At 76.2% G+C, this 5,232-nt stretch carries 3 protein-coding genes and 2 pseudogenes; 1 reads left to right on the top strand and 4 read right to left on the bottom strand.

The window, feature by feature from the left end; genetic code table 11:
- From AC1DXK_RS30010 to AC1DXK_RS29995, 4 genes and pseudogenes are all read right to left on the bottom strand, one after another.
- Positions 1-389: pseudogene (locus tag AC1DXK_RS30010) on the bottom strand (hypothetical protein); the annotation flags it as partial.
- A 144-nt stretch (positions 390-533) separates the two neighbouring features.
- On the bottom strand, positions 534-1,490 hold the full coding sequence (locus AC1DXK_RS30005; RefSeq protein ID WP_457108825.1) for a glycosyltransferase family 2 protein: 957 nt from the start codon (positions 1,488-1,490) through the stop codon (positions 534-536).
- Positions 1,487-2,428: a glycosyltransferase family protein gene (locus AC1DXK_RS30000; protein ID WP_457108826.1), complete on the bottom strand. Its 942-nt coding sequence runs from the start codon at positions 2,426-2,428 to the stop codon at positions 1,487-1,489. The genes AC1DXK_RS30005 and AC1DXK_RS30000 overlap by 4 nt, the downstream gene beginning before the upstream one ends.
- Before the next feature lie 36 nt (positions 2,429-2,464).
- The gene (locus AC1DXK_RS29995) at positions 2,465-3,088 is read right to left on the bottom strand and encodes a PadR family transcriptional regulator (protein WP_457108827.1); all 624 of its coding nucleotides are present in this window, start codon (positions 3,086-3,088) and stop codon (positions 2,465-2,467) included.
- A 345-nt stretch (positions 3,089-3,433) separates the two neighbouring features.
- Between AC1DXK_RS29995 and AC1DXK_RS29990 the strand changes: the two are divergent.
- Positions 3,434-5,232: pseudogene (locus tag AC1DXK_RS29990) on the top strand (glycosyltransferase); the annotation flags it as partial.

Below are 5,232 nucleotides of genomic sequence, written 5' to 3'. Positions count from 1 at the left end.
GGCCGGGGCGTGAGCAGCGCGGCGGCGAGGGCGGCCAGCGCGAGGATCGGCCCGTCCGGGCCGGACGCGGCCGCGAGGGATGCAGGCAGGCAGAGGAGCGCGAACAGGGCGGCCCGGCCCCGGACGGCCAGGGCCAGGGCGGCCAGGCCCAGGGTCATGAAGGCGGCGCCATCGGCGAGCCGGCAGAGGCGCCCGGCACCCGCGGCGTCGAGGCCCAAGGCCGCGCCGGCCCGCAGCCCGAGGGCGCCGGGGATCCCGAGGGCGCCGGGGATCCCCTGGCSGGCCGCCTCGGGGGACGCGGTCAGCGCCAGCGCGAGGCAGGCCGGCAGGCCGAGGCCCAGGAAGGCGAGACACCAGAACCGGGCGCCTCCGGCGACGGGCGGGCTCACGGCCGCGCGCGGCCGAGGGGCCGGGCACCGTCCGGAGGGGGCGTGGCGGCGGTGGGCATCCCGTGCGGCATCGCGGCCTCCGGATCGGTGCGGTCGGGCTGCGCCCCGCGGCAGGGTCGCAGGGCGCGGGGATGGCCTACCGGATCAGCCGCCCGTCCGCACGCGCGAAGCGCCCCGCAGGCCGGGCACCAGGTCCGGCAGCGCCGCCGCCAGCAGGGCGGCCGCCCGCAGGACCTCCGCGGCCTCCCGGGGCGACCGGCGGGCGAGCGCCAGGGCGATCCGCAGGGGCACCTGCGCGCAGAAGCTCGCCGCCGTCAGCGCCAGGGCCGCGGCGGCGCCGTGATGCTTGCCGGCGTAGAGGATCTGGCTGCGCAGGAAGTAGAACAGCCGTCGCGCCCGCACCTGCCGGGTCGTGCCCTGGCCGAGATGGCGGGCGACGGCCCCGGCGACGTGCCGCACGGAAAAGCCCGCCGCCCGGGCGCGGGCGCAGAGGTCGACATCCTCCCAGTAGACGAAGAACCGCGGGTCGAACCCGCCCAGCCGGGCGAACAGGTCGCGGCGGATCATCAGGAAGGCGCCCATCACCTGGTCGACGGCGCGGTCCTCCCCGTGGTCCCATTCGAGGAGGAAGTGCGGCCGCACGAGGCCCAGCCGGTCCAGCGCCAGGGCGCGGCCGAGGAGGCCGAGGGCGGACGGAGCCCGGGCGCAGGAGCGCGCGGTGCGCCCGTCGGGATCGACGAGCCGGGCGCCGACGATCCCGGTCCGGGACTCGGCCGTCAGCGCGGCCCGGGCGAGGCCGAGGGCATCGGGCTCCACTTGCGTGTCCGGATTGAGGAACAGGATCGCGGGGGCGTCGCCCGCGGCGGCGCCCTGGTCGCAGGCCCGGCCGAAACCGAGATTCGCATCGTTCCGGATCAGCCGGAGCGGGCGGGGCAGGGCGGGCAGATTTTCGGTGGAGCCGTCCGTCGACGCGTTGTCCACCACGGTGACCTGCACGGACCCGGCGTCCCAGGCCGCCGCGAGGCTCGCGAGGCACGTGCGCAGCAGGGCGCCGCCGTTCCAGTTGACGATCACCACGTCGAGGGCAGGGCGGTCGGTCACGGCCGAGGCTCGGGGAGGGTCTTGGCAGGGTACGGGGCATGGTCCTGAGGAAGATCCTGGGGCGGCCCGAGGCGTCCGAGGGCGCCGTCGCGGGCGGCCGCGAGGAGCCGCAGCAGCACGGCGGGCCGAAAGCCCGAATCCGCCCAGTACAGCCCGGCCTGGAGCGGCAGGTAGGCGGCCTGGGCGAGCTTCCAGCGGAGCGGCACGTGCGGCAGGCGCCACGCGTAGACCGCGTTGCGCAGGTAGGTCGCCATGCGGAACAGGGGCTGGCGCGGCATCGAGACCCCGAACGCCCGGATCACCCCGCCGCCGACCCGGTGGGGAATCGCGACGGCGCGGGCGCGATAGCAGCCGTAGCCGAGGCTCCAGGCGCGAAAGCACCATTCGAGCTCGACCCCGTCGATGAAGAAGTCGCCACGGAACGGCCCGATCCGCGCGAAGGCGTCGAGGTCGACGAGGGAGCCCGACGTCGCCAGGAACTGCACCGGGGCGAGGCCGTCCCGCCCGGGCGCGCCGGGACGGGGCGGGTAGGCGGGCGCCTTGTGGCCGGGGGCCGGCGCCGGGGCAGGACCCACCACCGCCGCCGGGATCCCGGCCGCCCGCAGCCGATCGAGCGCCCCCCGCAGCGCGTTGGCGAGATCCCGGGGCGGCTCGGCATCCTGGTCGAGGAGCAGGAGGGTCTCGGCGCCGGCGGCGCGGGCGGCCCCGGCGATCCGGTTGAGCGCCTCCGCGATGCCGAGGTTCCGCCCCTCCGACAGCAGGGTCACGCCGGCCCCGGCGAGGCGCTCCACCGCCCCGGCCGGGAGGCCGCCATTGTCGAAGGCGATCACCGCGGACGACCCTGCCGCTGCCAGGGCACGGACGCGCTCCACCTGATCCGGTCCCGGCCGGAACAGGGTCACCCCGATGGCGATGCGGCTCGACCGCGGGTCAGGCACCGGCCGTCCCCCGGGGGCGGTCGCGATCCCGGCCCCTCACGCCCGCTCCACCGCGGCGGTCGCTGCCTCCAGGGCGGCCGTGATGGCGGCGGCCTGCTCGGGGCCGAGCGGGCCGCGGGCGAGCCGCATCTGCAGGGCGAGCCTCAGCCCGTCCTGGGCGCGCGCCACCGAGGGCGGCGGGCCTTCGCCGCGGGCGGCCTCGGCCTGTGCCATGCGGGCGAGGATCGCCTCCAGGGTCGGGCGGTTGCCGTCCAGGACGGCCTGCCCCTCCGGGGTGATCGTGTGCAGCCGCTTGGTGCCCTCCCCGGGGGCCACCGTCACGTGCGCGAGTTCCTCCAGGTGCGTGAGCGTCGGGTAGACCGTGCCGGGGCTCGGGCTGTAGGCGCCGCCGGCCCGCTCCTCGATGGCCTTGATGATCTCGTAGCCATGCCGGGGCTTCTCGGCGATGAGGTGGAGGATGACGAGGCGCAGGTCGCCGTGGGCGAAGAAGCGCGCGGGATCGCCCCGGCCGCCGCGACCGACCATCCGGCGCTCGCCCGGCCCGCGGCCGTGGGGACCGTGGCGCCCGTGAGGACCGCCCCCCGGCGGGCCGCGATGCGCCCGGAATCGGACGGCGTCGAAGGGACCAGCGCGGACGAGGCCCGGAGGATCGGGATACATGCGGGCGATCCAGTTTCGATATGACTGAAATTCAGATATATCGAAACTGGATCGCCCGCAAGGGACCGGGCGAGGGCGGCACGCCCACCCCGGAACCGATGCGGGCGCCCGGGGCGGGGATCGCCCGCGCAGCCCACGGTTTACGGACCCCGCCGGTTCCGTTAGTGCGACGGGCCATCAGAGTCATGCCCCCCTCGCGCCGCCTTGCGCTCCGACGCCGTCCGCCCGCTGCCGCCCATGAACCGATCCGCGACCCGCGCCTCGACCGCGCCTGCCCCGACGGCGCTCGACCGCGTCCTTGCCCCGTGACGGCACGCGGCGAACGCGCCTTGGCCGAGCCCTGAGATGCGCCGCGGCCCCCACGGCATCGGCCGGGCCTCGACCCTGACGCGGATCACCCGGCGTCTCGGCCGGCTGCGCGATCCCCTGGCCAGGCCGGCGGCCCTGCATCGCTTCTGGGCCGGCGCGGACGCGGCGAATGGCGCCGATCTGGAAGTACGCCTGGTCGCCGCGCTGGCCCCGCATGTCGACGCGGCGTTCTACGCGAGTTGGTACGGCATCACGGCCGACCCGGTGCGCGACTACCTCGTCCACGGCTGGCGCGAGGGCCGGGATCCGCGGCCCGACTTCTCCTCGGCCGACTACCTCGCCGCCCATCCCCACCTCACGCGCGCGGGCATCAACCCGCTCCTGCACGCCCTCGCCCGCCGGCGGGGCAAAGCAGGGCACGGCGAGACCGGGCAGGGCCGGGCGCTGCCGCCCCCCGACACGGCCGCGGCCGAGCGCCTCGCCCGCCGCCTCGTGGACGGCGCCTTCTACCGCGCGAACAATCCCGACATCGCCGCCGCCGGCGTCGACCCGGCCGACCACTACATGGCCTCCGGCTGGCGCGAGGGCCGCGAGCCGGCCCCGCARTTCGACACCCTGGCCTACTGCCTGACCCRCGGGATCACCTACGCCACCCGGAACCCGCTGGTGCACTACGTCCTGCACGGCGGACGCGCCCGGCCGGACCCGGMCGCSGCSCTCGCCCTGCGGRTSGMGACGCTCGCCCCCTACTTCGACGCCGCCCACTACCGGCRGCRCCTGCCCGGSCCSCARGCSGAGGCGCTGGCCGGCGCCTCGGACGACGCGCTGCTGCGCCACTACGTGGCGGAGGGCTGGCGGGCGCGGGTCAGCCCGCGGCCCGACTTCGACCCGGCGGGCTTCGTGCAGGCCCGCGCCGGCAGCCGGGCGRTCACGGACGATCCGTTCTTCCGCGTCGTGGCCGAGGCGCGGCTGACGGGCGCCGAACCGTTCGCCGGGCCGCACCGGCTGAACCTGCCGGCGGTGGACGCGGCCTGGTACCGGGCGACCTACCCGGACGTGGGCGGGCGGGAGCCGTACCTGCACTTCGCCGAGGCGGGCTGGCGGGAGCTGCGCGATCCGGGWCCSGGGCGCTCGACCCTGGCGGCGCTGCTCGGCGTCTGCGGCCTGCGSCCGGCGCGGGCGCCYGTSGAGGACACCGGCTGGCTGGGCGCGATCGGGCGCGAGACCGCGACGCGGGCGAGGCTGCTGGATCTGCAGGCGCGGCTGGTGGCCGGGCATTTCGACCATGCCTTCTACCGGGCGCGCTACGGTCTGTCCGAGGCGGACGACGCGGTGCGCGACTATTGCGACACCGGCTGGCGGAAGGGCCGCAACCCCAGACCCGACTTCAACGGTTGGGCCTACCGCGCGCACCATCCCTACGTGGAGGCGACAGACATCGCCCCCTTCGCCCATCACGTGGCCCGGGCTCTTCTGCGCGGCGGCGACCTCACGGGCGACGCGTTCGATCCCCACTACGGCGCGCCGCCGGCCGAAGAGGACGCGGAACTGTTCGAGCAGGGCCGCCTGATCGAGCCGTTCTTCGACGCGCCCTGGTACCTCAAGCGCTACCCGGATACCCGCGGCTTCGAGAACGGGCCGGCAATCCACTTCCTTTCCCATGGCCAGGAGGAGGACCGCGATCCGAGCAAGACCTTCTCGACCCGATTCTACCGCCGGGCCTACGGCCATCTCCTGGGTCTGGGGGAGTCGCCATTCCTGCACTACGTGCGCACGGGCCGGGCCGCCGGGCTGATGGCCGCCCCCGAGGATCTCGGCACCTATCCGCCGATGGA

It is taken from the genome of Methylobacterium sp. P3_A11 (assembly GCF_056403155.1).
This window is presented reverse-complemented; position numbering and strand designations above follow the sequence as displayed.

Bases quoted from the DNA above. Each gene is read 5' to 3' on its own strand.
- AC1DXK_RS29995 (WP_457108827.1), bottom strand. From the start codon at position 3,088: ATGTATCCCGATCCTCCGGGCCTCGTCCGCGCTGGTCCCTTCGACGCC.